The 26,100-nt window shown below is 38.7% G+C and carries 26 protein-coding genes; 14 read left to right on the forward strand and 12 right to left on the reverse strand.

What is annotated here, in order from left to right; genetic code table 11:
• Positions 1–6: 6 nt before the first annotated feature.
• From EQG61_RS00205 to xrtF, 7 genes are all read right to left on the reverse strand, one after another.
• On the reverse strand, positions 7–2,496 hold the full coding sequence (locus EQG61_RS00205) for a YbcC family protein (protein WP_129459864.1): 2,490 nt from the start codon (positions 2,494–2,496) through the stop codon (positions 7–9).
• A gap of 97 nt (positions 2,497–2,593) precedes the next feature.
• On the reverse strand, positions 2,594–2,989 hold the full coding sequence (locus EQG61_RS00210) for a hypothetical protein (protein WP_129459865.1): 396 nt from the start codon (positions 2,987–2,989) through the stop codon (positions 2,594–2,596).
• A 99-nt stretch (positions 2,990–3,088) separates the two neighbouring features.
• On the reverse strand, positions 3,089–3,424 hold the full coding sequence (locus EQG61_RS00215) for a heavy-metal-associated domain-containing protein (RefSeq protein ID WP_129459866.1): 336 nt from the start codon (positions 3,422–3,424) through the stop codon (positions 3,089–3,091).
• 15 nt (positions 3,425–3,439) lie between these two features.
• Positions 3,440–5,446, reverse strand: a complete 2,007-nt coding sequence (locus EQG61_RS00220) for a TonB-dependent receptor plug domain-containing protein (RefSeq protein WP_129459867.1) — start codon at positions 5,444–5,446, stop codon at positions 3,440–3,442.
• A gap of 49 nt (positions 5,447–5,495) precedes the next feature.
• Entirely contained in the window at positions 5,496–5,912 is a 417-nt protein-coding gene (locus EQG61_RS00225; RefSeq protein WP_129459868.1) for an HYC_CC_PP family protein, read from the reverse strand.
• 54 nt (positions 5,913–5,966) lie between these two features.
• Positions 5,967–6,419 carry an exosortase F system-associated membrane protein gene (locus EQG61_RS00230; protein ID WP_129459869.1) on the reverse strand — a complete coding sequence of 151 codons (453 nt, stop codon included), beginning with the start codon at positions 6,417–6,419 and terminating at the stop codon, positions 5,967–5,969.
• Positions 6,394–6,951, reverse strand: a complete 558-nt coding sequence (gene xrtF / locus EQG61_RS00235) for an exosortase family protein XrtF (RefSeq protein WP_129459870.1) — start codon at positions 6,949–6,951, stop codon at positions 6,394–6,396. Before xrtF ends, EQG61_RS00230 begins: the two co-directional genes overlap by 26 nt.
• A 71-nt stretch (positions 6,952–7,022) precedes the next feature.
• Between xrtF and EQG61_RS00240 the strand changes: the two genes are divergently transcribed.
• The 5 genes from EQG61_RS00240 (at position 7,023) to EQG61_RS00260 (ending at position 12,150) form a co-directional block, all read left to right on the forward strand.
• Entirely contained in the window at positions 7,023–7,478 is a 456-nt protein-coding gene (locus EQG61_RS00240; protein ID WP_129459871.1) for a GAF domain-containing protein, read from the forward strand.
• Positions 7,479–7,578: 100 nt separating this feature from the next.
• A complete protein-coding gene (rpsO, locus tag EQG61_RS00245; RefSeq protein WP_073363115.1) occupies positions 7,579–7,848 on the forward strand; it encodes a 30S ribosomal protein S15 in 270 nt (89 codons plus the stop codon).
• A 140-nt stretch (positions 7,849–7,988) separates the two neighbouring features.
• Complete coding sequence (locus EQG61_RS00250; protein WP_129459872.1) at positions 7,989–10,157, forward strand: polyribonucleotide nucleotidyltransferase; 2,169 nt, start codon at positions 7,989–7,991, stop codon at positions 10,155–10,157.
• A 130-nt stretch (positions 10,158–10,287) separates the two neighbouring features.
• Positions 10,288–11,157, forward strand: a complete 870-nt coding sequence (locus tag EQG61_RS00255) for a hypothetical protein (protein ID WP_129459873.1) — start codon at positions 10,288–10,290, stop codon at positions 11,155–11,157.
• Positions 11,158–11,913: 756 nt separating this feature from the next.
• Positions 11,914–12,150: a DUF2339 domain-containing protein gene (locus tag EQG61_RS00260; protein WP_129459874.1), complete on the forward strand. Its 237-nt coding sequence runs from the start codon at positions 11,914–11,916 to the stop codon at positions 12,148–12,150.
• Here the strand turns inward: EQG61_RS00260 and EQG61_RS00265 are convergent.
• The 3 genes from EQG61_RS00265 to EQG61_RS00275 form a co-directional block, all read right to left on the reverse strand.
• Positions 12,147–12,746 (reverse strand): CDP-alcohol phosphatidyltransferase family protein, encoded by a 600-nt coding sequence (locus EQG61_RS00265; protein WP_129459875.1) that lies wholly within the window; start codon positions 12,744–12,746, stop codon positions 12,147–12,149. The two genes, EQG61_RS00260 and EQG61_RS00265, sit on opposite strands and share 4 nt — an antisense overlap.
• A 175-nt stretch (positions 12,747–12,921) precedes the next feature.
• Positions 12,922–13,545, reverse strand: a complete 624-nt coding sequence (locus EQG61_RS00270) for a hypothetical protein (protein WP_129459876.1) — start codon at positions 13,543–13,545, stop codon at positions 12,922–12,924.
• Positions 13,542–14,060: a hypothetical protein gene (locus EQG61_RS00275; protein WP_129459877.1), complete on the reverse strand. Its 519-nt coding sequence runs from the start codon at positions 14,058–14,060 to the stop codon at positions 13,542–13,544. The genes EQG61_RS00270 and EQG61_RS00275 overlap by 4 nt, the downstream gene beginning before the upstream one ends.
• 100 nt (positions 14,061–14,160) lie before the next feature.
• Here EQG61_RS00275 and EQG61_RS00280 point away from each other — a divergent pair, with 100 nt between their 5' ends.
• The 5 genes from EQG61_RS00280 to rpe all read left to right on the forward strand — a co-directional run bounded on the left by EQG61_RS00280 (position 14,161) and on the right by rpe (position 18,925).
• A complete protein-coding gene (locus EQG61_RS00280) occupies positions 14,161–15,099 on the forward strand; it encodes a hypothetical protein (protein ID WP_129459878.1) in 939 nt (312 codons plus the stop codon).
• Between the two features lie 57 nt (positions 15,100–15,156).
• The gene (locus EQG61_RS00285) at positions 15,157–15,711 is read left to right on the forward strand and encodes an RNA polymerase sigma factor (RefSeq protein WP_235829004.1); all 555 of its coding nucleotides are present in this window, start codon (positions 15,157–15,159) and stop codon (positions 15,709–15,711) included.
• The gene (locus EQG61_RS00290; RefSeq protein WP_129459879.1) at positions 15,698–16,960 is read left to right on the forward strand and encodes a hypothetical protein; all 1,263 of its coding nucleotides are present in this window, start codon (positions 15,698–15,700) and stop codon (positions 16,958–16,960) included. Before EQG61_RS00285 ends, EQG61_RS00290 begins: the two co-directional genes overlap by 14 nt.
• A gap of 113 nt (positions 16,961–17,073) precedes the next feature.
• The gene (locus tag EQG61_RS00295) at positions 17,074–17,937 is read left to right on the forward strand and encodes a sigma-70 family RNA polymerase sigma factor (RefSeq protein WP_073363102.1); all 864 of its coding nucleotides are present in this window, start codon (positions 17,074–17,076) and stop codon (positions 17,935–17,937) included.
• A gap of 328 nt (positions 17,938–18,265) precedes the next feature.
• Positions 18,266–18,925, forward strand: coding sequence for a ribulose-phosphate 3-epimerase (rpe, locus tag EQG61_RS00300; RefSeq protein WP_129459880.1), 660 nt, complete (start codon positions 18,266–18,268; stop codon positions 18,923–18,925).
• Positions 18,926–18,949: 24 nt separating this feature from the next.
• Here rpe and EQG61_RS00305 read toward each other — a convergent pair whose 3' ends face one another.
• Positions 18,950–19,369 carry a CBS domain-containing protein gene (locus EQG61_RS00305; RefSeq protein ID WP_129459881.1) on the reverse strand — a complete coding sequence of 140 codons (420 nt, stop codon included), beginning with the start codon at positions 19,367–19,369 and terminating at the stop codon, positions 18,950–18,952.
• Positions 19,370–19,435: 66 nt separating this feature from the next.
• Positions 19,436–20,434, reverse strand: a complete 999-nt coding sequence (locus EQG61_RS00310) for a GntR family transcriptional regulator (RefSeq protein ID WP_129459882.1) — start codon at positions 20,432–20,434, stop codon at positions 19,436–19,438.
• A 100-nt stretch (positions 20,435–20,534) separates the two neighbouring features.
• Between EQG61_RS00310 and EQG61_RS00315 the strand changes: the two genes are divergently transcribed.
• Genes EQG61_RS00315 through galA form a run of 4 tightly spaced genes read left to right on the forward strand, consistent with a single transcriptional unit; the run spans position 20,535 to position 26,096 of the window.
• Positions 20,535–21,587 (forward strand): aldose epimerase family protein, encoded by a 1,053-nt coding sequence (locus tag EQG61_RS00315; RefSeq protein WP_129459883.1) that lies wholly within the window; start codon positions 20,535–20,537, stop codon positions 21,585–21,587.
• Complete coding sequence (locus tag EQG61_RS00320) at positions 21,584–22,660, forward strand: glycoside hydrolase family 53 protein (RefSeq protein ID WP_129459884.1); 1,077 nt, start codon at positions 21,584–21,586, stop codon at positions 22,658–22,660. The genes EQG61_RS00315 and EQG61_RS00320 overlap by 4 nt, the downstream gene beginning before the upstream one ends.
• Positions 22,661–22,669: 9 nt before the next feature.
• Positions 22,670–23,686: a glycoside hydrolase family 53 protein gene (locus tag EQG61_RS00325; RefSeq protein WP_235829005.1), complete on the forward strand. Its 1,017-nt coding sequence runs from the start codon at positions 22,670–22,672 to the stop codon at positions 23,684–23,686.
• Positions 23,687–23,690: 4 nt separating this feature from the next.
• The gene (gene galA / locus EQG61_RS00330) at positions 23,691–26,096 is read left to right on the forward strand and encodes a beta-galactosidase GalA (protein WP_129459885.1); all 2,406 of its coding nucleotides are present in this window, start codon (positions 23,691–23,693) and stop codon (positions 26,094–26,096) included.
• Positions 26,097–26,100: the final 4 nt, after the last annotated feature.

The following is a 26,100-nucleotide window of genomic DNA, read 5'->3' on the forward strand; positions in this document are numbered from 1 at the left end:
TCTGTATTAATTCATGATATAAACTGGTAAATTCTCAAGGGTCTCCACCACTTTTGGCATTTCATCTTGAATGACTTCCAATTGGGGAGTTAAGGGCTGATACAATTCAAATTGCTCGTTATCAAAATGAAAAATATCGTGCGTTTCTGGGTGTACCACAACCAACTTCACCCATTGATTCTTGAACCATTCATAGGTCGCCTGATTTTTGGTTATCGCATATTTCGCAATCTCAGGAAAATGTTCGACCACAATTAAAATGCGTACGGGATCGTGCACTTCAATCATCTGACTCGGTAATCCCGGACGTAAATCGCCGTCGATTCCATTGGCCACACCAATCAATCCCATGACATTGTGGGGAAGTTTAGTTCCGGCACCTAACTTGTGGTTGTCGACTCGAGAAAAATAATATTCCAAATTAATCCCACCGGCAACAGGCGCCACAGCTCCGAGAATTCCGGCTAAATAATCACCCGATGGATCCACTTCATAATCGTAGGAATTTAAAAACGAACGACGGTCCAAAAACAATTGTTTGGATAACGTTCGGCGGCCCACAATAGCCATAGCATTCGTGGCATGGTTCAATTCGGGACGCGGTTCAAAAAGCGATACCGAACGGCGTTTGATTTTTTCATGAATCGTTTTGGGATTCGCTTTTGAATCAATCAAATCAAAACGGCGGGAACGTTCAATGGCATTGGTTTCTAGCGCTCGTAAAAAAGTAAGTTCGTTGTGCTCGTGCAAATGACGATTGTGCTCTGTCAAGGTTTCTTCGTCATAAAATGTAATCTCATCGCGCGTAGTATCGTGCAAAGCCGGCAAGAATTGTGTGGTGAAAGGAATATGAATTCCACGTTTTTTCAACTCTTCTCGCACTTTAGGGTGATTGGCAGCAAAACAAGCTACTTTGGCATTCACCGAACTCGGACGACCGCTACATGCACCACAGTCGTAACCCGCATAATGCGTATTGTTAACACTGGTAGCACCATGACCTACAACATATACTATTGGCGCAAAATGATCGACTAATCCGATACTTTTTAAAAGTCCTTCAAGACGATTGGCCATTTCTTCTACGGTGAATCCCACTTGCAAACCATCCACTTGATCCTCCAAATTTTTATTTTCAATATGGAGTTGTGATTTTTTATGCAAATGTTTGAACGAGGCACTGGTTGCCGGAGTCATTTTTGGATTGAAAATATTCAAGAACAACTTCAAAGCGGCACTAAATCCGAGTGTTTGCGAAATTATCCAGCCAAAAAACAAATTGTGCGAACCTTTGTGATAGGTTAAATCCACCGCCTGCTTTTTCTTGCGGTCCATTTCTTTAATCAAATACTTTGGCGTAACGGGAGCGGGACACAGCTTGGTAAAAAACTTCCCGTTTACGGGTTGGTAAAAGAACTCGAAATTAAAGAAGGCCGCCGTACCAAAAGTCACAGCATTTTTATCCAAATGTTCAATATGACGTCGGAACGAACATTCGCGATCGTCCATACAAAACAAACCTTGGAACGTTGGATTTTCATTTTTGGGTTCGGGTGCAACTAACTTAATTCCGGCCAATACTTGATCGTACAAAGACCATTCAAAAGCTTCTTGCCAAAGTTGATAGACTTCAAATCGCTCGTCTTCCTTGACAACTTCAAATAAATCAAAAGGCGATTGTTTAATTTTAAACGATAAAGGCGCCCAGATTTCATCGAACTTGGAATCCAATGCATCAATTTCAAGCAACAATTCCAATTGAATAAACTCGGCTAAGGTAATGGATTTTTTATCCAACAATGAAGCTGGATTTTCTTCAATGGTAGCGACCATACCGCTCCAACCAGGATGTCCAAACTGTTGGTCAAACAAATATTGTTCGTAATAACGTTCATCACCCACGACAATATGGAGTAACTCGGTAATGGATGCTTTTTTGAAAAGTAATTTTCGAGCTCGAGGCGCGTTGAATATACTGACAGAACTATTGCGTTCCAACGCTATGAGTCCGTCTAAAAGTCCGGCGGCTTCTAACGGAAATGGGTTAATCGAAACGCCTTGATCGAGGTAACTGCACACCAATTTGAAAAGCAAACCATAGGTCATTTTTTCCAAATTGACGGTATATTCTTTACGCCAATTGGAACGTAAAGCGCCAATGCGAGAAAAAGAAGATTCATCGTAGGCCGCATGCAGCATTTTTGAAGTCCAAGCTTCTACTGCGGCTTCGCCTTTGTGTTTTTGTATTACACGCTGTAGAATATCGGGTCGAATTTCCCCTTTGGCAAATCGCGAACGGAAGTCGGCTAACGACAAATAGGTATGGTATCCAAAAATCGTAGCCGCTTCATGCAAAGCTTTATGAAAATTGCGATCCTGAAACGCATGCAAGGTATTGTGATGCACGAAATCCTTCAGCGGATTTTGCGCCGGTAAATAGTGCTTGAGGTGATGAAGAACATGTGATTCTTCAAAACCATGTGCGGTATGTTTCATGATGTATAAATAAAAGTTAAACGATTGACTTTAAAGCGGAAAGACCGCGAATCAATTCGTAAGCCCGGGGTGGGAGCATAAAACGTTTAAACTTTCTTTATACTAAGTGTATTTTAAGTTTACAGAAAAGAATATACAACGGTTGGGGTGAAGTGACCGTTGATTCTGTTGTCGTTTGAAGATAATCGGAGGAAGATTTGAAAAAATGAAAGATGCGTTCTTGGATACCAAAATCACAACAATCTAAAACATCATCACTTTCTGCTTCTTCAAAATCAGATTGATCATCATTTTCGGTCAAAACACTTCCTTTATATACCGAAGCATTAACCCCTAACTTTTTTAAGGAATTCTCTTGCTTTTGAAGGAATTTGGAATTGGAAACCGAATAATTAAAATTGAGCTGCGAGAATAAAATCGACAATAGAAAAAGTGCCGAAACAAAGTTTCGGTTCCAAAAGGAAACACGGTATCTTTTTGTCAATTTGCTCATAATCGGGAACAAAGTTATTGGAATTTCAACACGCCAACTCTTTTTTAAAGAAATTTTTACAAAAAAAATCCCGAAAACAATTTCGGGATTCGTCTATTATTAGCGTTCATACTTGCAACAGTGATGTAATTTATCATATACTGCATCGTCTGCTTTCATATCACCTACATCATGTCCCACGGCTACAATCGCTTTTTTCACAGCCGTAACATCTGTTTTTTCTTCATTAATGATAACATCCAACTGATGTGTTTCGATATTCCAAACCGCGGATTTGACGCCTTTTACACTATACGCCGCTTTTTCTATACGCTGTTTACAGGTTTCACAATTACCATTCACCTCAAAAGTGTAGGTCGCATTTTTATTTTTCTTTTCTTGTGCTTGGATTCCCACACTGAAAAGGGTTACTAAAAGAATTACTATTGTTTTCATTTGAATTAATTTTAATTATTTGATTTTATAACGGAGTCCGGCATACAGCATTCGACCAAACACTGGAGCATATACGATGGTGGCATCGAAATAATTACCAAAGGGATTATCGGTGCCTAAAACAGCGCGTTGTTGACGGTAATTCAACACATTTTCGCCTCCTAAATACATTTCAAAAGTGGGTGAAAATACGCGGGTAATTTGTGCATTAACTAACGAAAACGCCGGAGATTTTGCGCCCAACTGTTCACTTATGGGATTGTTTTGCGTATTGGGCAATTGCTGAGCTCCCAACCAATTGTAAGTCACATCCATTTTCCACAAACGGTTTTTATCTGTGGTTGCTGTTTCGTAGGCAACGTTACTAAAAAACCGATGTCGTGCTTGCAATGGACGCTGAAAACGACCCGATTGGAAGTCGGTTGCCAAATCATAATACTTATACGAATTACGAATGTTCAATCGGTGAATGGGTTCGATATTGAAATCCAACTGTACACTATTGGCGTAGGAACGTCCTTGCAAATTATAGAACAACACTTGTTGGGCATTTTGCATGACATCAACGACAACTTGGTTTTGAAAATCTGTGCGATAAACATCCAAAGTAACTTCTGAATTTTTATTGAATAATCGGAATTTCTGGGTAAAACTTACTCCATAATTCCACGCAATTTCAGGATCTAAACCGTACAATTTCCCACCGCTATTTTGAATAACAAATTGACGGGAACTTCCAAAATACTGTTGGTTTTCAGCAAAAATATTCGCAGCGCGTTTGCCTCGACCTATAGAAAATCGAAACACACCCAAATCCCACGGATTGTAGCGCACATGCAATCTTGGCGTCATAAAAATGCCCAAGCGATTATGGTAATCGACACGACCTCCGATGATATAACTGAAGGTTTTTCCATTGTCGAAAGTATATTCAAAAAAGGTTCCGATTGAATTATCGATCCGACTGAAATCGGTTGCATTCACCCATTCGGTGTAGCGATCCAACGTATAATTGAGTCCGGTTGAAAATTTATTCCGCGTATTTTGAATAATCGAATTAAAGATAAAATTGGAATAGGCACTTTGTTGTTTGATATGGTAGGTGCGTAATCCAAAATATGATTCCTGATTGTGGTACGAAAACGCATTTTGCCATCCCATACTTTGGTAGGGCATTCCCTTAAAAACATAGCCTGTTTTCGACGAAAAATCCAATCGCTCCGTATTGATCTCAGAACCCCAAAAAGTGGTTGTCCCTCGATGTTTATTGGGGTCAAAATCCACTTGACCGGATTGTTTACGATCATTTAAATATTTGACATTAAAAAAAGAAACCCAGCCTTTTTCAGCATTGGTGTATTGCCAACGATTGGTCACATTTATTTGCTTACCGAGTGGATTATCCAAAAACCCGTCGTTGTTCATGTCGTTTTTACCCACTCGGGTATTGCCATGAATGAACAAACTCGAGGCCCAATGTTTGCCTAATTTCCGATTAAAATGGGTATTTAACTCATACCGATTTCCCGAATCACCATAAGCATTCAAGAAAAACGGAATGTCTTTAAGTGGTTTAATTAATTCCGTATTGATTTGGCCAGAAATACTTTCGTAGCCATTTACCACACTCCCTGCACCTTTGGTAATTTGAATACTTTCTACCCAAGTTCCGGGCACAAAGGACAAGCCATAGACTTGTGAAGCGCCACGCACCATCGGAATATTCTCTTCAGCTATGAGTAAATAGGGACTTGTGAGTCCGAGCATTTTGATCTGCTTGGTTCCCGTCAACGCATCAGAAAAATTGACATCGATGGACGGATTGGTTTCAAAGCTTTCGGCGAGATTGCAACAAGCCGCTTTGAGCAATTCTTTGGACGACACGGTTGTCGTATTAACAGTAGTACTTAATGATTTTTGTAGTCCGCGATTGTTGTTTTTCACTTTTACTTCATCCAACTTTTGTTGTGAAAAAATAAATGTAGAAAACAACAACGTCGTGACTAACGTTATTTTTTTCATGAATAATAATTTAGAATTCGACAATTAAAGCATAAGGTCGAAAACTAAATCAGGCGTAAAAAACAAATTGGGAATAGAGTTGGTATAGCGGAGGCCCGTGGGCATCACAATAATACGCCAAAACTTGCGAAGAAATGGATGGCGTAGCTAGTACTGTTTGAAAATGATATCCCGGAATTTCAAATTTTACAAAGTGAAAATCGGGGGCTATATTTTTTACTAAAACTTTGGCAGAAGTGTCTTTGAAGGTCAGTTGCTTGTCGTCACAACAACTCATTTTTTTGGGCTTTACTTCTGATTTCCCACAACAACTTTGTTCTACATCTTTGAAGAATTCAGTACTGCCTACTACGGTTTCAACAGACGCGACTTCCCCGGCACAATAATGCACATGCAAGGCAATACCCATTTGGGCTACCAAAATTAATAGGGCAATAGTACCGCTAAACAACTTTTGAAATCGCATGAGGCAAAGGTAAAAACAAAAAATGGAAATTTTTATAAATTGCTGTTAAACAAACTATTTTGGGTGTTTAATCCGCTTTTGATAATAAAATGCAGGTACAAAAAGCAGGAGGAATAAGGGCTGAATCAAAAATCGGCGCAAATAAAACAACTCCACTTTGTGTGTATTTCCAAAATTGAATAAGACAACAAGAAAAGCGACAAACAAAACAAGCCCCAATACAGTGTATAAGAAAGAGGCAAATTTATTCATTCTCCGATCTTTGAAAATAAAATGAATAATGCCTAGAGACAATACGGAATTGATGATATAGCGAAAAGCAATGTTTAGACTAAAATTAAAATGATCCAAATGCGGAATGGGTTGGTTTTGAAAATCCCCTTTAAAATAAACTGTCAACGGATCATAAAAAAATACGGTTTCCCCAGCACGAACAGCAATGAGAAGCAGAAGCAATATCCCGAGGATAAAAATTTGCAGTTTACTTTTGAGTAGTTCCTTTGGCATATTTAGAAAAACGATTGACCCAAATCATCCACAAAATAAAAACTATTCCGTAAATCAATAAGGGAAATAAAACCCCGTGCAAGAGATGTTCTGCCTTTGGAAAATGGTACAACGCTACCGCTAATAAGGCAATTCGTAGGATATTGGCGATATGAATCACCGCAATCCCGAAAGGTAAAAACCAAACCATGGCTTTTAATTTTCCTTTAAAAGCGATGACAAAACTGACAAAAAGTATCATGACACTAATGGCATTACACCCTTCCACTATTCGGGCGATCCATCGGTGATGAAAGAATAATTTTACACCAGCCTCTTTGGGATTGGGGTCTATGTAGGCTTCTGAATCGACGAGTTGCAACACGCATTTAGATTGTTCGGCAACCCATTGAGTGATACCGTCAACTTCTTTCCTTTCAACCGAAAACTGCTCTAAATAAAGGGCATAACAATACGCAAGCACCACATACGTCAATGCAAATCGAAGCAAAAAAAAGAGGAATGGACGGTATTGTTTGAAGTATGAGGTCAATTATTCTTTTAACAAATTTTAGGTAAAAATACGAAAACGCATTGGTTACTTTTGCAAAAATAGTTTGAAATATGAGTTTTGAAGGATTACAATCGGGTGTGGTTTCCATCTTGCAACAGGAAAACAAAACCCGTGATGAAAAATTACAAGAATTGTGTGCGTATTTAAGCAATAACGTAGCGTATTACAATTGGGTTGGCTTTTATTTTGCCAATCACGAAACCAAAACCTTGCATTTGGGACCTTATGTTGGCGCACCGACCGATCACACTGTGATTCCCTTTGGAAAAGGGATTTGTGGACAAGTCGCTGAATCCAATGCCAACTTTGTCGTGCCTGATGTATCGGCCCAAGACAATTACATCGCTTGCAGCTTTACTGTAAAATCAGAAATTGTGGTACCGTTGTTTGTAAACGGTGTAAACATTGGTCAGATCGATATTGACAGCCATGTTTTGGATCCGTTTAGCGAAGTGGACGAACGCTTCTTGGAGTTTGTAAATCAAGAAGTTGCTAAATTATTCTAAAAGGAAAGTTTTTATTTGTGCAATCCAAAAATAAACTTACCTTTGCAACCGAATTGGGAACGACCCAATCTACATAATAATTATTTAAAGAAATATTAGCATGTACTTGACTAAAGAAGTTAAAGAACAAATCTTCGCTAAACACGGAGGAGCTGCTGCAAACACTGGTTCAGCAGAAGGACAAATTGCTTTGTTCACATTCAGAATTAACCACTTAACCGAACACTTGAAAAAAAATCGTCACGATTTCAACACTGAGCGTTCGTTGGTGAAATTGGTAGGTAAACGAAGAAGCTTACTCGATTACTTGAAAAATAAAGATATCAACAGATATCGTGAAATCATCAAGGAATTAGGTATTAGAAAATAATACAAAACTAAAGAGGTGCCTGCGCGCCTCTTTTTTTTAAATAAAAATAGAAAAAAGTTTCAGTTTTTCATTGGGTTACAACAACTAACAACAACAGCAACAACACAACTAACCTTAATGTTTAAATGAATTGAATTTTTATGATTCCAAAAGTAACCCAAGAAACGATTACTTTGGTGGATGGAAGAACCATCACCATTGAAACCGGTAAATTGGCAAAACAAGCGGATGGATCTGTTGTAGTACGCATGGGTGACACTATGTTATTGGCTACAGCGGTTTCTGCACGCACTGCTAATCCCGGTATTGATTTTTTACCATTAACGGTAGATTACCGTGAAAAATTTGCCGCTGCAGGACGATTCCCAGGTGGTTTCTTCAAAAGAGAAGCGCGTCCAAGTGATGCAGAAGTATTGACCATGCGTTTGGTTGACCGTGTGTTACGTCCGTTATTCCCGGATGATTACCACGCAGAAACCCAAATCATGATTCAGTTAATGTCGCATGATGAAGAGGTTATGCCGGATGCTTTAGCAGGTTTAGCCGCTTCAGCAGCATTGGCGGTATCTGACATTCCTTTCTACAACTTGATTTCTGAAGTACGTGTGGGTCGTGTGAACGGCGAACTCGTAATCAATCCTAGCCGTGCACAATTAGAATTATCGGACATCGACATGATGATTGGTGCTTCTAAGGATTCGGTATGTATGGTGGAAGGTGAGATGAAAGAGATCTCTGAGAAAGAAATGGTAGACGCGATCAAGTTTGCACATGATGCAATCAAAGTGCAAATTGAAGCACAAGAACGTATGCGTGCTGCTATCGGAAGTCCTGCCTACCGTGAATACGAAGCAGAGAAAGAAGACAAAGTGGTTTACGAGAAAGTTCGCGCCGCTTGTTATGACAAATACTACGCAATCGCTCAAGAAGCCTCTTCAAAACAAGAGCGTGGCGAGAAATTTGGTTTAGTAAAAGAAGAAGTTGTCGCTTTATTCACCGAAGAAGAATTGGCTGAAAACGGTGATTTAGTGAGCAAATACTTATACAAATGTCAAAAAGAAGCCGTTCGTAACGTGATCCTTGATTTAGGAATTCGTTTGGATGGTCGTAAAACGACAGAGATTCGTCCGATTTGGTGTGAGGTGGATTACTTACCAAAAACACACGGTTCAGCGATCTTTACCCGAGGTGAAACACAAGCTTTAGCAACTGTAACACTAGGAACTTCTCGCGAAGCAAACGTGATCGATTTGCCTTCAGAACAAGGAGAAGAGCGTTTCTATTTACATTACAACTTCCCTCCTTTCTCAACGGGTGAAGCGAAACCGTTACGCGGTACGTCACGTCGTGAGGTTGGACACGGAAACTTGGCACAACGTGCTTTGAAAAATATGATTCCCGCAGATTGTCCGTATACTGTTCGTGTGGTATCTGAAGTATTAGAATCGAATGGTTCTTCTTCGATGGCAACCGTTTGTTCAGGAACTTTGGCTTTGATGGATGCTGGTATTCAAATGATCAAACCTGTTTCAGGTATTGCGATGGGATTGATTACTGACGGTGACCGTTTTGCGGTTCTTTCAGACATCTTGGGTGATGAAGATCACTTGGGTGACATGGACTTCAAAGTGACGGGTACTGCTGATGGTATTACCGCTTGTCAAATGGACATCAAAATTGACGGTTTACGTTATGATATCATGGAACAAGCCTTGGATCAAGCCCGTGAAGGTCGTATGCACATTTTGGGCAAATTGACTGAAACTTTGGCTACTCCAAGAACGGATGTGAAAGCACATGCTCCAAAAATCATTACACGTACTATTCCAGGCAACTTCATTGGAGCGTTAATCGGACCAGGCGGAAAAGTAATTCAAGAATTACAAAAAGCTTCGCAAACGACAATCGTTATTAACGAAGTGGACGAGCAAGGAATTGTGGAAATCTTGGGTACAAATCAAGACGGTATCGATATGGTATTGGCGAAAATCGATTCGATTATCTTCAAACCACAATTGGGTGAAACCTATGAAGTTCGCGTTATCAAAATGCTTGATTTCGGTGCGGTAGTAGAATATACTCAAGCGCCAGGAAATGAAGTATTGTTACACGTATCAGAATTGGCTTGGGAACGCACTGAAAAACCATCTGATGTTGTAAACATGGGTGATGTTTTTGAAGTGAAATATTTAGGTATCGATCCAAAAACGCGCAAAGAGAAAGTTTCGCGTAAACAATTGTTACCACGTCCTCCAAGAGAAGACAAACGTCCTCCAAGAGAAGATAAGCAAGATACGCCCAAGGGTTAATTAGGGCAAACAAATGAATAGAACTCCCGTTTCAATTATTAGAAGCGGGAGTTTTTTATTTAAAATTTTAAGAAAAAATTATATATTCGGCTTGATTATTGTTGTATCTCTCATCTAAATTGTAAAGTATATGAAAAAATTAGTTCTACTCCTTTGTGTATTTTTAACGACAACTATCGTATCATGTGAATCAAATTCGAGTTCAGTGGCAACCGAAAGTACTATGAGTTTGGTAAAAAAAATCACCTTACAAACCTATTCGCAAACCCCTCAAGACAACACTAAACGTATTCAGTATTATGCAAACAATCAAGTCATAGCCGACACAACTTTTAACCATTTAAATCAGTGGATTAGTCGAAATGTAATTACAGAAAACGGCAATACAAAATCGTATAAAACCTTTAATAATAGTAATCAATTAATTTTTCAACAAGACTTAATTCATGATGCCTCTGGTCGATTGATTGAAAAGAGAGATGTTTTACCCAGCACATCATCCAAGACTTATGTTTATAATGATGTGGAGGGAACGGTAACGATTTATACAACTTTTTTAAATCAACCAGGCAACCCATCCTTTTACCTTGCAACCTTTTACTATCATTCCAACGGGCTATTTTTTAAAGAATCCGTAGGACAAGACAACCCTGACATTAGAACAGTAGTCTACAACAATTTACAACCTGTTTCTTACCAAAGTACAAACAACCCAAGTATAAACTTAACTTATGCTTTTTATCCATTCCCAAAACCCTCCAACTTTACGACCTCAATTTTAGAAATGAATAATATCATGCTTAAAGATTTAACGATAAGAAATATTAATACCATTTGTAATTTTTATCCCCAATATACCAATACCACTAGTGGAAATTTCACAACCACTCATCAAGCTACTTTTAACAGCTCAAATTATATTACTAATCGCACAAGAACTCAAGTAAACAACAACAATAGCGGTACTTTTACTGAAGAACTCATTTATTTTTACAATTAATAGCGGGTCCTTCGTGAAGTCATAAAAAGTTCCCCTAAATTACCGAATGAAAACTTAATCTTTATTTCGAAAAAAATTAAAAAAAATACTTTGATACTCTTTTCACATAGCAAACCATGTAGTTATTTAAATATATTATGAATGCTAATGTCTTAAATTAGTCCACCTTTCAGTACTATAAAAGCTATCTTTCATCAGAGTAAGGTATAATAGTGTAATGAAAGCCTTAGTTAAATTTAAAAATTTGATTTTCCATATAGCATCAATAGCTAGTTTAGGAAGTAATTCTAATGAGCCTGATTAGCGCTACCAATTGACCCCGCAAACCGTTTCACAATAAAGGTGAAAACAACCAAAATCAAGAAGGTTAATCAGTATTGATTTAATAATAAGCATCCCCAATTCGGTTGAATTGGGGATTTTTTTGTCTAATAGGTTAGGTATTCTAAATTGGAATTATTGCCTTTACATATCAAAAACAACTTACATGAATGAAGCAGCTTTGCGCTAGGGGTAGCAGCGGTATCCCGCACGTACGTTAGGGAGTGCGGATATAGCGGATGACCCGCCCCAGTTGGGTTTACACATTAAGACCATTTGAACTTGGAAAAACCAACGGGGGAGCGCCCAAATCAGAAACCGAAAGACTCAATAGGAAATTCGCTATATTTGAGTTCTTATCACCAACTTATGGAAGTTATCGTTTTTAACTTTTTGTCCATTTGGTTTATGGTTTTCTGAAACAACAAAAGGGCAATGACCTTTTTATGGGTGTTGGAAGCATTGGGCTTATTGGTTTTGAGCATTACCTTAAAAGAAAAATACTACCGATATGTCTCTCTTTCTGTAGTGGGTTTGTGTATAGTACGGTTAATGTTTTTTGACCTTTCGAATACCGACTTTTTGATACGCGCATTGGTGTTACTCGGAGTCGGAATCGTGTTGTTGGTGATGAACAGTTCATTCAAAAATTACAAGGATCGATTGGATTAATTCAAAAGGGAATGCTTTTTAAAAGGAATGCCTTTTCGAATTAAATAAGCATGATAAGCGCTCGGAACATCATGAGTCCATTTCGGTAGTATCAAAATAATGAGGTATACATCCAAATGGCTAATCACGCCGAAAATTATAGCCAAGGCAAACGGAACACCTGCATGGGCAAAGCCAATTAAGGAGACAAAAACTACCAATAATGTTATTCCCCAAAGTTTGGATAAAAACGCATGAGTACACGTTTCACGACCAAATTTGAGAAAACTATACACATAAGTTAGTGCTTCCATTGCCAAAACGGTGAACACAGCCAGTCGATTTTCGGCGATTAATTCTGGATTTAATAACCAAGCACAAACGCCAATGCAAACCCAAAATACCATATCAGTTTGACTGTCCATGCGGCGTAATTTGGCAGATGCGACACCTGTTTTGCGAGCGATTATACCATCTAAAATATCACTTATAAATCCGAGACTTAAAAGAACCAACAAAATTGGTCGAACATGAGAGATGTCCCATACAACTAAAGTAATCGCTATGGGACCTAATAACAATCGAAACAGGATAAGGAGTAAGGGGATCTTTTTCATTTTATTTATTTTTTAAGTAATTCATTAATTGAAATAAGAGGTACTTTATTTGCTTTCGTAAAAGGCTTTCGGGTTCATACCATTCAACCCCTTTTCGATAGATCCAAGACAAAAACAAGAGTGCCTTTTTTTGCATGATCATTCGTTTTATAGAGAATATTAAAATCCGTTTGGATTAAAACCGCGTCACCATTCCACAAGAAATGAGTGTTCCACCAAAATGCGCTTCATTTTTTTTATAAAAAAGGGTATACGGTTGTAGTGAACCTGTGACATAGAATCCTATACGATTCCAATTGACTTTTACTGTTTGGGATACAAAAAGGGTATGTAAGTCCGTTTTTTTATCCAAATCATGTTGGAATTGATCGGGATATTGGGATGACACTTTATAATAGAGTGCCGCCCATCCTAGACCGGAATTGGACTCTAGGGAAAACCTGTCAGGATTTGAACCTTTGCACCAAACTAAACTGTACCGAAAACCCAATTTCAATCCCACTCTAGACGATTCAAACTGAATAAGGGAATCGGCATAGCGATAAGCAATAGCGCGCGGTTTTTCTAGAAAATTTAATTCTAAACCATAATCCAGATAGTTGTTTTTGGCTAATCGATTGCGCAACCAATAGCCTACTTCAACGCCATGTACAAACTTGTTGCTTAAATTTCCTTGTGGATAGTTAAAACCTATTTCCACATAATTTCTTCGGAATGTATCCGGGGATTTTACAAAAATGGTGTCCTGTGCTTGACTAATTTGAAAGCCTAAGATTACGAGTAGGAGTATTTTTTTCATCGTGAAATGGATTTAAAAATGGAATAATACGAACCGGAGTTACCTGCTCCCATTATAAAGAGCATTCCGCTATGATCAAAGGATTTCAGCACTACTAAACTTGCGTCTGGTTGCCGATACAATTGAAATTTAGTTTTTTGGGTCATTATTAATAAAGGCGGAAAATTCAACGTCTCATATTCGGTGTAGAATTCAAAACAATGCCGTTTTAATTTTCCTTCATACTGCAAAAAATGATTGCTTCCTAATCGATCTCTAAAGTGAATTACCAAAGCTTTGGTGGTGATTTCTAAATGATAGATCGAATCGGCATTGTAGCGATTCAACTCGAGTAATTCAATTAAATTTCTTGATTTGGTAACCGAATCGATGGATTGGATAGCATAATTGTCTTTCCAACCGTTCCCTTTTGTTTTTACTGTTTCGATAGCGTTAAATTTCTGCTGTGTCACCGAACATGAAGTCGCTAAAGCACAAAAAACAAACATGAGTGTAAAGGATACTAATGATTTCATAGGGGTAAACTTTAAATTATAGCCCAAAATTAATTGTGATTATCACGATTATAATTGTGATTTATATTAATTTTGAAAATAATATTTGCGATTTTCACAAATGAATAGACAAGACTTATTATTTTCGAGTATCCGAAAAAAAATTGGAAACCGTTCTTTACATGATGCGTTGACCGAAAGTTTACACATTAGTTATGATGCTGCCCACCGCAGGATTAGTGGAAAAAGCAAACTGTCCCTAGATGAAGCCATGACCTTGAGTCAGTTTTTTGGAATCGCATTAGATCAATTGGAACAACACCAAAACCATTTGATTTGTAAAAAATCAACTGCGGTGACCTCGCAATCGGAATTGGCGGCTTATCTTAAAGATGCTTATTTTCACTTGAAAGATTTTTCGAAAGATGGTACCTTTTATTATTCGGCCAAAGACATTCCTTTGTTTTATACGTTGGAGGGAAGTGTGCTCACGAAATTCAAATGGTATGTATGGTTGAATTTATTGGCCCAACCTGAGGAAATTAAACCTTTTGACCTATTTTACATCGAACAATCTTTGGCTGAGCATGCGCAAAAATTACAACAGCTTTATCAAAATGCAACGGTTCATGAATTGTGGAATGATTCGACATTGAATAGCACCTTATACCAAATCGATTATTATTATGAGTCGGGTTTATTACAAAGCCATCAAGCGTTGTTGCTTCTGGAAGACCTATTACAATTAATCGAAACCGTTGAAAGAAAAATGACTGTAAAGTCCAATTTCTATATGTATTATCACGAATTATTGCTGATGAACAATAATGTTTTGGTCCAAAATAAGACCACTGCCAAATTATTTGTACCGTATACGATGATCAGTTATTTAATTACCGACGATTCACAAACCACTAAGGAATCCGAAGTATATTTTCAACGCCAACTTCTGAATGCCAAATGTTTGAACACTTCTGGACCGAAAGATCGGTTACAATTTTTTGCACGTAATCGCCAAAAAATTGCTTGGTATGTAACAAAATTTAATTCCTTTTTATAAAAAAAAGGATAATAGACGCAACCTTTTCTATTCTTCAAGACTATTTTAAAAAAAACGTTGGAACTCCCACTTCAAGATATCATCACAGGGTGTCAAAATTTTGACCTCAAAGCCCAAAGGCAGCTCTTTGATCGCTATGCTAAACTATTGTTGAGCATCAGTTTAAAGTACTGTAATTCCATGGCTGATGCTGAAGATAATGTTCAAGATAGTTTTATTGAAATTTATCACACGATTAATTCATTCAAAAATAAAGGGTCATTTGAAGGTTGGATGAAACGCATTGCCATAAACAAAGCCATTACAAAATTCAAGAAAAACTGTAAAGTAGTCCCTTTGGATACGGCTAAAAATTTATATCCAATTACTGAAGTTGTAATTGAGGCTGAGGAAATCGAGATGGACATCGTACTTCAATGCATTCAAAATTTACCCCCTCAATACCGAATGGTTTTTTCACTTTTTGAACTCGACAATTACAACCACAAAGAAATTGCCGAATTATTGGGAATTTCTGAAGGAACCTCAAAATCGAATTTGCATCGCGCCAAACTCATTTTAAAAGAACAAATCATACACTATCGTCAAAACCGTCACCATGGAGCATCCTAAAAAAGATATTGGAACCGTTTTCAAATCCCATTGGGAACAGATGGACATTACTCCATCAGAGGCATTATGGCATAAAATTGAGCCCGAACTTCCACGCAAAAAAAAATCTAACCGCATATTTTTTTGGTGGTTTTTCGTCATGGTAAACTTGGGCGGTGTACTATTCTATTTTGGAGAAAAAAATACGGCTCATAATTCAATACAACACAATTCTACTCCAAAAAAAGTAGAAAATAATAGCAAGCATAAAAATGCTAATTATAATTCTCATGAAAATTCCTTTTCGCTTATACATAAAGTAAGTGGAAAAGGAAAACAGGAAAAAATAGAAACCAACAAAACCACAAGCAGCTATTTCAACAAAAAGAGAAAGGAGCCTCTTAAAAAGTTTGATTCGGAGTCCAGTTCCGAAATTAACAACTTCACTCCTAGTTGGATTGTTAATTCTGAACAAACCTTTGAACACAATGAACAAACGAGTGATAATACAAATGTTGACGATTTTAATAGTGTCGCTCTCGCTTGTGATACATTACAAAAAATTGTAAAACGACAAAAAAAGACACAAGAGAAAGACACCTCTAAGACAAAAGAAAAAGCAGTATTTTGGGTTGGAAGTTTTAGCAAAATCTATCTTTCCGACTTCAATTCTAATGCGTCAATGTTCATCAATTCGGGCGCAACGAGTGAAAACAAGAAACTCAATTATGGCTATGGTTTACTTTTAAAATGGCAATGGAATTCTGATTGGAGTGTACAAATGGGTTTAGGTATTCTCAATCAACAGGAACAATTAGAAATTCAAAATGCACCAAATATATTCAACACACAGAATGTAGCTTTAAACCGTTCTTCACAAGAGATGAATGATTTATTGGTTAACGAGACTTCATTTGATATGATTCACACCACGCGCTATTTGGAAATTCCTGTAGAATTCTCTAAACAATGGCCATTAAAACGAATAACACTCAATGCAACAGCGGGAATTAGCAATTGGATACTCCTTAACAACGAAATTACAGTTCAATCGTCACGTTTATCAAAACAATACATTGGAAAACTAGACGCTCAAAATAAATTTACTACTTCGTTAAATCTTCGCGCTGGATTGCATTTTAAAATTTGGAAACAATTTACGGGAGGTATTGAACCGGGGCTTCAAATTCAAATTTTACCTACCAAAGCAAAAGATTCCAGATTGTATTACCATTACCTAATTCAAACTGGATTGTATTACAAACTGTAAGTGAAATCGACCACGGATTAAAAAAAAACAGAAAAAAGTAATTTTATGTAACTTTTTAGAAATTCATTACGTAGAAGTACCTGAACACTTTAATTTAATAAGGAGAGAACGTAATGAGACAGCTCAAAATCACCAAGCAGGTAACCAATCGTGAAACTGCTTCCTTAGACAAATACCTACAAGAAATCGGTAAGGTAGATTTGATCACCGCCGACGAAGAAGTGGAATTGGCACAGCGCATTAAAGCAGGTGACCAACGCGCACTTGAAAAATTAACAAAAGCCAATTTACGTTTCGTTGTATCCGTAGCAAAACAATACCAAAACCAAGGTTTAACACTTCCTGATTTAATTAATGAAGGAAATTTAGGTTTGATCAAAGCCGCTCAACGTTTTGATGAAACCCGTGGTTTCAAATTCATTTCGTATGCGGTTTGGTGGATTCGTCAATCGATTTTACAAGCTTTGGCCGAACAATCTCGTATCGTTCGTTTACCGTTGAACAAAATCGGTTCGATCAATAAAATCAACAAAATGTACGCTTTATTAGAGCAATCTAATGAACGTCCACCTTCTGCAGAAGAAATTGCTAAAGAATTGGACATGACGGTCAATGATGTGAAAGAGTCGATGAAAAACTCTGGTCGTCACTTATCGATGGATGCTCCTTTAGTTGAAGGTGAAGATTCCAACTTGTACGACGTTTTGCGTTCAGGTGAATCTCCAAATCCCGACCGTGAATTGATTCACGAATCATTGCGCATCGAAATCGAGCGTTCGTTAGAAACCTTAACACCAAGAGAAGCAGATGTTGTGCGTTTGTATTTCGGTTTAGGCGACCAACATCCAATGACGTTAGAAGAAATTGGTGAAACATTTGACTTAACTCGTGAACGTGTACGTCAAATTAAAGAAAAAGCTATTCGTCGTTTAAAACATACTTCGCGCAGCAAAATTTTAAAAACCTATTTAGGATAAAAAAACTATATTTGGATTCTTGAAAATAAGACACTCCAAGTTTACGATAACAACAGTTTCAAACTGTTCGTTTTTTGATTGATGATTGAAACTCCGGCTGATTACCGGAGTTTTGTTTTTTGTAGGGCAAACAAAACCCGGTCTGTTCGCTTTCGCTCGAGTGCCCGGAGTTTTGTTTTTTGTAGGGCAAACAAAACCCGGTCTGTTCGCTTTCGCTCGAGTGTTCAAGGATTTGATTTGTATTTCTATCAACTCATATTTCATAACTCATAATTCATAACTATAATTAACTACTTTTGTACCACAACACAACAAATTATCTTTTCTCATGAAAAATACCCTAATTGCGCCTTCTGTTTTGGCAGCCGACTTTGCCAATTTGCAACGTGATATCGAAATGGTCAACGCCAGTGAAGCCGATTGGTTTCATATCGATATTATGGACGGCGTTTTTGTTCCCAACATTTCATTTGGTATGCCTGTCTTGGAAGCCATTCAAAAACATGCTAAAAAAACAATCGATGTCCATTTAATGATTGTCGATCCTGATCGTTACATTACCACCTTCAAAAAATTAGGCGCCGATGTTCTGACGGTACATTATGAAGCTTGTACGCATTTGCACCGTACTCTTCAAGCCATTAAAGCAGAAGGAATGAAAGCAGGTGTAGCTTTAAATCCGCATACAAATGTTGATTTGTTAGAAGATGTTATTCAAGACATTGATTTGGTATGCATCATGAGTGTGAACCCTGGGTTTGGCGGACAATCTTTTATTGAAAATACTTATTCGAAAGTGAAAAAGCTGAAAGCCTTAATTCAAAGAAAAAATGCGGCTACTTTAATCGAAATTGACGGTGGCGTAACCAATAAAAACGCAAAACAATTAGTCGATGCAGGCGCAGATGTTTTGGTCGCAGGCAGTTATGTGTTCGGGGCTGAAGATCCCATTGCAACGATTCAAAATTTAAAATCCATTACCCAATAAAAAAGGCTTCTTCGGAAGCCTTTTTCAATACTGTGCCAATAAATACTTAATTAAATCGGTGGTGGTGACAATACCTACCAATAATTCATCCATAACAACAGGCAGTGCATGAAATTCTTTGGTTGCTAAAATCTCAGCAACTTCTCTAATGGACGTTTCCGGTGAAACTTTTACTAAATTTCGAGCCATTACCTGCTCAACCGTAAACATATTATACACCGTAACATCCACTTCTTGAGCTTCATCATCAACGGCATCCGCGAAAGAGATACGTAACAAATCCGTTAAACTCAACATCCCAACGATTCGGTTCCCATTCACTACAGGGATATGTCGAATATGATGCTTCTTGAAAAGCGTTTCCGCCTTGGTCAAATCATCGGTAACATTAAGTTTGATTACATTTTTGGTCATTATAGAAGTGACCGGTACATGCTGTTTCATAAGGCATTATTCTTTAGTACTATAAAGTTACTGCCGAATAAAAAAGGAAAACATGACATTCATCACCTATAAGGATTGTCGCTCAATTAACCGACTCGGATTTTCTTCCTGAATGCGTTGTTGTTCCCAAACAAGTGTCGCCAAGCGTTGCCCCATCGCTGCAAAGTCAGTCGAAATCGTCGTAATTCCATTAGCTACAACTTTCTTTAACGGCGTATCATTATAAGAGATAATTCCAACATCGCTTCCGATTTTCCATCCTAATTGTTGTGTCTTTTCAACTACATCAACCAAATCACGGTCATCAGGGATAATATAAACGGTACCTTTTTCTGGTTGGTAGGCAGCAAATGATTGTAGAATTTGGTTCTCAAATTGATAATCGGTACAAAATCGTTCAAAACCATGCACCATCCCCAAAGGTTCTTTATTCCCGGGAAATAACAAGATAAGTCGGGCATACTTTTGAATTCGTTCCCAACCCAAAACCAATGCTTCATACATGGCTTGATCAAAATTTTGATAAATAGAAGGATAGTGTTGTAATGAATCCCGCATTTGATCCAAAATATACACCTCATTTTCGGGAAGCAATCCAATAACAGGTTCTACTCCTTCTAAATTGGAAGGCATGATAATATATTTGGAATAATTTCCCTGCGCATCATGAATCAATTTGCGAAACATTCCTAAATTAAAATGATGAAAGTAAATGTCAATTTGAGCTTTTCCTTCTAAAGCCGTCACAAAAGCATGATAAACATCTTCTTTAAAGGCATTTAATTCATCAAACAATAAAAAATACCGCTGTTCATAATCGAACTCCTCAGTCTTCACATAATACCCTTTTCCTGTAATCGCGTAAATCACGCCTTTCTTTTTTAACTCTTCGTAGGCCAACAGAACCGTATCCCGTGACAACTGATTCTCCAAACAAACTTTATTCACCGAAGGCAATCGATCATTTTTAAATAACTTCCGATTCATGATTGCTTGTTCAACCTGACCTACAATTTGCTTGTAAATCGGAGTAACTAATTGCTTATCAACCTGTATTATTCGCATGTTCTAAAAAACCGGTAGGATGTTTACGAAAACCGGTAGGTACTGGTATGCAATTTACAACTTTGTCGCTTACTTTTGATAAATCCAAAAAAAATTAGGGATGAAAAATGAAAATTCGCAATTAACCTCACACTCTATTGCTAGATTGTTTGGTTTCACCCAAAAAGAAAAAGAAGTGTATGTTCGCACGATTCGTAACCAAAACGGCATGGAACTAACTGTGAGTGATTTGGGGGCGACGATTACTTCACTAAAGATTCCGGTGAGCGACTATTCCAATGTCGATGTAGTCCTTGGCTTTGATAATGCAGAAGACTATGAAGCATCATTCTCATTACCGAGTCCACCCTTTTTAGGAGCTGCAGTTGGCTTGTATGCGGGCAGGATAAATAAAGGAATAGTGAAATTCAATGGCCGTGTAATCCAATTGGAGACCAACTTAGGCATGCACCATATTCATGGGGGCAATCGCAACTTGAGCAATCAGGTGTGGCGCTTTAAATCGGCAACTTTGGATGAAAACCCGAGTTTGACTTACACCTTTACCACGCCCGAAAATCATGGAAATTATCCCGGATCGACTACCGTTACCGTAACCTATCAATTGCTTGAAAACAATGCATTAAAAGTTACATTCCATGCGACTGCAACTGAAGATACGCCGATTAATTTGACCCAACATAGTTACTTTAATTTGAACGGACATGACCAAGCGGTGGAAGGTATGCAACTCAAACTGTATGCAGATACCTTCTTGGATACCGATTACGAACTTATTCCTTCGGGAAAATTTATTCCCGTTAAAGGTTCGATCCACGATTATTCCTCCATCGCCGAGTGTCCAAAATCAATCGACACGACATTTGTATTGAACCAACCGCTTGCCGCCACCCTTTTTAGCCCAAAAAATCAGTTGCGTATGGATGTTTTTACCAACCAACCCGCCGTCCATATTTATGTAGGCGGTAACTGCTTCAACCAAATCAAAGGAAAAGAACAATCCAATTATCACCCGCTGAGCGGAATTTGTTTTGAAACCCAAAATTTTCCCGACGCTCCCAACCATAAGCATTTCCCAAATGCCCTATTAAAAAAAGGAGAAGCGTACCTTCAAGAGACATTATTTCAATTTAAAAAAACTACGGCACTATGAAAAAGTTCTTTTTTATTCTAATAACCATTTCTCTAGTTGGTTGTTCAAAAAATGAAGAGTCAACCTCACCCACGCCAACGCCAACACCAACGGAAACTTTTATTCGGGCCGCCGACATGTCGTACCTCCCATTAATCGAAAGTGAAGGCACACAATACAAATACAACAATACCGTACAAGACCCCATTCTTACGCTTAAAAATGCGGGGTGCAATACCATTCGTGTTCGCCTTTGGCAAAACCCCTCTGACGGACATTGTGGGCTGAATGAAGTAAAGTCCTTTGCCCAACGTATTAAACAAGCGGGATTGAAAGTGTGGTTATCCGTGCATTATTCAGATACTTGGGCCGACCCAGGAAACCAAACCAAACCAGTGGCTTGGCAGTCGTTTGACTTTACTACCCTCAAAAATACGGTAGGCACGTACACTTCATTAGTCATGACCGAAATTCAGCCTGACATCATCCAAATTGGGAATGAAATCAACGACGGTATGCTGTGGCCAGAGGGTAAATTATCCACAAATGAATCGCAATACCTACAACTTGTTACTACCGCTTGTGCGGCGGTTCGGGCTAATTCGTCTACTACAAAAATCATGTTACACCATGCCGGCATGAGCGGTTCGGATTGGTTTTTTAGTAAAGTAGCAACAGTTGATTATGACTATATCGGACTCTCCTACTACCCCGTGTGGCACGGCACGGATATGAATGCACTTCAAACCAAAATGCAAAGTTTGAGTCAGTTGTATTCCAAAAAAATTCTCGTGGCCGAAACCGCTTATCCTTTTACCTTGGGTTGGAATGATTGGACAAACAATATTGTCGGACTCCAAAACCAACTCGTTCCTGGATATGATGCGACGGCTGATGGACAAAAGAATTTCCTTTTAGACCTTAAAAACAGAATCAAACAAGTGCCAAACGGTCTAGGATTTTGTTATTGGGGGGCCGAATGGCTTGCCTTCCGCGGACCAACTTCTACCAATGGCTCTTCTTGGGAAAACCAAGCGTTATGGGACTTTAATAATAATGCATTGCCCGCGATGAGCGTATTTAATGCGAATTAATACAATACAATGATTAAAAATTTTATTTTTCATGTTTTGCCACTGTTAATGGTAGGGCTTCAAGCCGCATCGGCGCAGCAATCGACTTTTGCTAAAGGTGCCGATGTGAGCTGGTTGCCCCAAATGGAAGCTAGTGGTGTTCAATTCAAAGATGAAAAAGGGAATCCGAAAGATTGCCTCCAAATTCTTAAAGAACTAGGTATGAACAGCATTCGTTTGCGAGTATTTGTCAATCCCAACGACGATAAAGCCAGCGGACATTGCAGTAAAGAGGAAACCGTTCAAATGGCGGTTCGCGCTCAAAAATTAGGCTTTCGTGTGATGATCGATTTTCATTACAGCGACTCTTGGGCTGATCCTGCCAAACAAAACAAACCGAAAGCATGGGAAAATCATAGTTTTCCTGAACTATTAAATGATGTGTATACCCATACTTTTGAGGTACTTTCTGCACTTAAAAAAGCAGGCGTTACACCAGAATGGGTTCAAATTGGGAATGAAATTCCGGGTGGGTTACTTTGGCCCGACGGTTGTACCCACAATTGGAAACAATTGGGCCAACTCTTAAACAAAGGCTATGACGCCACCAAAGCGGTGGATCCAAAAATCAAAGTGATTGTTCATGTGGATGAAGGGAACAACATCGATAAATTCAATGCTTTTTTTGATCATGTCACGCAAGAAAATGTACGCTATGATGTTATCGGACTCTCTTATTATCCTTTTTGGATTAAAAAAGACTACACCGAAACCATTGCTGATTTGGAAACAAATTTGATTAACTTGTCTAAAAAATACAACAAAGAAGTGATGGTCGTTGAAGTAGGCGGCGAAGTTTCTAAAGTGGAAAATACGTATAAATTACTAGAAGCAACCATCAATGCAGTGCGCAAAGTCCCCAACAACAAAGGCTTGGGCGTAATGTATTGGGAACCTCAAGGTATTGAGAGTTGGAGCCATTACAGCTTAAACGCATGGTTGGAAAACGGTCAACCTTCACCTGCCTTACAAGCATTTAAAAAATAATCGCATGAAAAAAATCGCGTTACTTTTCACTACCATTTTTTTGGTTTGCCTTTCGGCGAAAGCCCAATTCAAAACCAACCTTGATACGGATTGGCGCTTTCATTTAGGTCACGCTGCCAATCCTGAAAAAGATTTTAATTACAGTATTGCTACGATTTTTTCCAAATCGGGTGGCGCTACCAAAACGGCTATCGATCCAAAATTTGTTGACACTACTTGGACCAAACTCAACATACCGCACGATTGGGCTGTGGATTTGCCCTTTGTGTATTCTCCCAATTTTGATGTCGAATCCCACGGCTATAAACCCATTGGCGGCTTGTATCCCGAAACCAGTATTGGTTGGTACCGCAAACATTTTACTGTTACCCCAAAACCGGGTTTGGACCGTTACGAACTTCAATTTGATGGTATCTTCCGCAATGCTTCGATTTGGTTAAATGGATTTTATGTGGGTACGAATCAGAGTGGTTATGTAGGCGTTTCCTATGATGTTACGGATTACATTTTGACCGATAAAGAAAATATTTTGGTTGTGCGTGTGGATGCTACACAATACGAAGGTTGGTTTTATGAAGGTGCAGGCATCTATCGTCATGTTTGGCTTAATCAATTCAACAACCTACATGTTGCCGATGGCGATTTCTTTGTGCATTCTACCCAAAACGGCAAAAAGGCAACGGTCACCTTAGAAACCACGGTAACCAACAAAAATTTTTACCCCACTAATTGCACCGTTTCTACCTATATCAAATCCCGTGAAGGAAAAATAATTGGAACAACAAGCGAACAAAAATTGAGTTTGACCACCAATCAACAAAGTACGATAAAACAAAAAATAACCCTTTCAAACGCTACCCTTTGGGACATTGACAATCCGTATTTGTATCGAGCGGTAACCGTGGTCAAACAAAACGGAAAAATAGTAGACCAACAGGAAACCAAATTTGGTCTGCGCACCGTGGCATTTAACGGTCAAAAAGGATTTTTCTTAAATGGAAAACCGCTTAAAATCAAAGGTACCAATAACCACCAAGATCATGCAGGCGTTGGTAGTGCATTACCCGATGATCTTCAATATTTTCGTATAAAATTATTAAAAGAATTAGGTTCCAATGCTTACCGTGCTAGTCATCATGCGCCCACACGCGAACTACTCGAAGCCTGTGACAGCTTGGGAATGTTGGTTTTGGACGAACAACGTTTGTTAAATAGCAGTCCGGAGTACTTGGACCAATTTACCCGCCTAATCAAACGCGATCGCAATCATCCGTCCGTGTTTTTGTGGTCGATTGGCAATGAAGAAGGATGGATTCAAAAAAATGATTTTGGTAAAAAAATAGCGCTTACACTTTTGGCCAAACAACGCGAACTTGACCCGTCACGTACAAGCACCTATGCGGCCGATATGGGCAATGAATTTCCCGGCGTTAATGAAGTCATTCCCGTTCGCGGCTTCAATTACCGTCAGTTTGCGGTCGCCGATTATCATAAAGACCATCCCAACCAGCCATTATTGGGAACAGAAATGGGCAGTACAGTTACCACACGCGGTATTTATGAAAAAGATCCGATTCGGGCCTATGTTCCCGATCAAGATATCACCGCACCATGGTGGGCTAGTAAAGCCGAAGAATGGTGGAGCCTTGCCGCTGTGAACGATTATTGGATGGGCGGATTTGTGTGGACAGGCTTGGATTATCGCGGCGAACCCACACCCTACAAATGGCCGAATATCAACTCGCACTTCGGTATCATGGATGTTTGTGGTTTTCCAAAAAACATCTATTACTATTACAAAAGTTGGTGGACCAATGAGGATATTATTCATATTTCACCGCATTGGAATTGGGCTGATAAAGTGGGACAACCCATTGAAGTTTGGGTCAACACCAATGCCGATGATGTGGAACTCTTTTTAAATGGAAAAAGTTTGGGTAAAAAAGTCATGCCCCGAAACAGTCATTTGAAATGGTCGGTTCCTTATGAACCTGGCAAACTAGAAGCCGTAGGTATTAAAAAAGGTAAAAAAATCATAACCTCAGTAGAAACTACAGGCGCACCTTATCGCGTGATTGCTACTCCGAACCGCACAACATTAAAAGCCAACGGAACCGATGTGGTGATTGTTAACCTTTCTATTGTAGATGAAAAAGGACGTGAAGTTCCGGTGGCCGACAACCGTATTCAATTCCAACTTATGGGCGATGCCAAAATAATTGGTGTAGGCAACGGCGATCCGAGTTCGCACGAACCCGATCATTGTCCCGAAAGTGCTTGGCAACGCAGCGCCTTTAACGGTAAATGCCAAGTGATTCTTCAAGCGGGAAAAACCAAGGGCACCCTTACTCTTAAAGCGACCGCCAACGGACTTGCCTCAGAAACCATTACCCTCACTCAATCGAATTAATTTG

It is taken from the genome of Flavobacterium stagni (assembly GCF_004122105.1).
Taxonomy (GTDB): domain Bacteria; phylum Bacteroidota; class Bacteroidia; order Flavobacteriales; family Flavobacteriaceae; genus Flavobacterium; species Flavobacterium stagni.